A 2,028-nucleotide genomic window follows, 5' to 3' on the forward strand; every position below is an offset into this window, starting at 1 on the left:
GCGGCGAGTGAAGTGCGTGTTCATGATGGGTTCTTTCAATGAGGGGTTGGGACGTTGAGGAAGGAAAACGATCGCTTCAGAGTGCGACCTTGGGGAAATCGATGTCGACGCGGCTGGCCTTGCCCAGGATGTTGGTGAGCAGGTTCATGCCGACGTGGGTGATGATTTCGACGATGTCGGCGTCGGAGTAACCGGCTTCGCGGGCTTCGATCAGCTCGGCCGTGGTGATGTCACCCTTGTGCTCGACCAGGCTGCGCGCCAGCTTCACGGCCACGGCGGCCTTGGCGTCTTCGCTGCTGCCAGCTCGGGCGGCGGCGATCTCGTCACCCGTCAAACCAGCTTTGCGACCGATGGCGGTGTGGGCCGACAGGCAGTACTCGCAGGTGTTTTGCTGGGCCAGCGCCAGGGCGATGCGTTCGCGGGTCTGCGGGCTCAGGCTGCCGGCGTTGGCCACGCCATGCAGGCCCAGGAAGGCTTGCAGCGCCACCGGCGAGTTGGCGAAGACTTTCAGGAAGTTGGGCACCATGCCCAGCTGGCCCTGGATCGCGTCCAGGAGGGCCTTTTGTTCGGCGTTGGCGTTGTGTTGGTCGATGACGTTGATGCGGCTCATGGGAGGGTCCTTTTGTGTGGGCCTGGTTGCATCCGTGCAGCCAGTGAGTGAACTTTGATTGATCCTGATTCTTTAGTGAATACCGATTAGGTTGAATAGATCATTCCGAATGATGGAACAATGCAAATCCACCCCAAAGCAAAAAGGGCCCCCGCTTTCGCAAGGGCCCCCCTCGATGTGGGCGTGGCTGAAACGGCGCTCAGGTGCTGGGGTGCCGAGCCAGGTCAGGCGCCGAAGTGCGGGCGCGGATTCGGGCACCGAGCCAGCCATCCAGCGACCAACGACCCACCCCCGCGATGGCCAGCCAGGCCAGCAAACCGCCCCACTGGATGTGCTGCTGCAGCGCCACCGGCGGCACCTCGGCCAGGCTGAGAACCGCCACCAGGTTCACCACGAACAGCCCCAGGGCCGAGAAGCGCCCCAACAGGCCCAGGGCCAACAAGGGTGGCAGCGCCAGCTCGCCACCAGTGCCCATCCACGCGGCCAGCTCGGGCGGCAAAAGTGGCACTTGGTACTCCTCCTGAAACAGGAACAAGGTGCCCTCCCAGTTCTGCACCTTGGTCAGGCCAGAGGACCAGAAAACCTGGGCCACGTGCAACCTGGCCGCAAGCTGCAGCAATGGCTCGAGCCTGGCCAGTGATGCCAGCTGAGTTGACTGAAAACGGTAGAGGCGTGACGCCCGGCAAGACAGGGACATGGTGTGCTCCATTCAAAGGGTGGGATCGGGAAGGTGTTCGGCCAGCCCCAGGACCCAGCCTTGCTGGATCGCGTGGGGCAGCCACTCGACGAAGTCGAAGCCCGCGGGCTCGGCCGCATCCAGCGCTTGCGCGAGGCTCATGCCCGCCATCACGGCGCTCAAGAATCGGTGGGCAGACTCAGGCAGCTCGGCGGGCACGGCACGCCACGGTGTGCGGTGAACCAGCACGTGCCGACGCCACCCAGGCGGCAAGGGCTCGTTCGCGATGGCTTGCCAGCGGGTCCGTTGCGAAGGCTCGGCGTGGTGAACGTGCCAGATGGCCAGCACCGGATGGCTTGAGCTCAGCACCCGCAGGTCATGCGCCAGGCACAAGCGCAAGGCATCAGGTGAGCGCGTGCCCAACCAGGCCAGCGAGGCGGCGTCGACAGCGGTGTCCTGGGCCCGTTCGCTGACGTGGCACAACCAGTCCAGCCGAGCGACATCGGGCAGGTAAGGCAGGTCTTGCAGCTCTGGCTGCTGCGCCAGGCAGGCGGCAAAGCCCTCGCCCCATGCGCCCCAGTCGGCCAGCCCATGCGGGCTCTGGTCGAGAAAGCGCTGGCTCAGCACCTCGAAGGCCTCGTCGCCCAGCAGCTGCACCACGGTCGGGTAGGTGATGGCCAGGGCCCGCTGAGCGTTGGCGCGTCGCGAAGGGGGGTAGGGCCAAAGCGCCGACAGGTGTGGG

The 2,028-nt window shown here is 65.2% G+C and carries 3 protein-coding genes; all 3 read right to left on the reverse strand.

Features of this window, described 5'->3' with window-relative positions; all coding sequences use genetic code 11:
- Positions 1–76: 76 nt before the first annotated feature.
- Entirely contained in the window at positions 77–610 is a 534-nt protein-coding gene (locus B2W70_RS08405) for a carboxymuconolactone decarboxylase family protein (RefSeq protein WP_137841424.1), read from the reverse strand.
- Positions 611–809: 199 nt separating this feature from the next.
- Positions 810–1,307 carry a DoxX family protein gene (locus B2W70_RS08410; protein ID WP_286744725.1) on the reverse strand — a complete coding sequence of 166 codons (498 nt, stop codon included), beginning with the start codon at positions 1,305–1,307 and terminating at the stop codon, positions 810–812.
- A gap of 12 nt (positions 1,308–1,319) precedes the next feature.
- Positions 1,320–2,028 (reverse strand): putative DNA-binding domain-containing protein (locus B2W70_RS08415; RefSeq protein WP_286744727.1); only part of this gene is annotated, 709 nt, incomplete at its 5' end.

Source organism: Aquabacterium sp. UBA2148, from assembly GCF_002328915.1.
Lineage (GTDB): Bacteria > Pseudomonadota > Gammaproteobacteria > Burkholderiales > Burkholderiaceae_C > Aquabacterium > Aquabacterium parvum.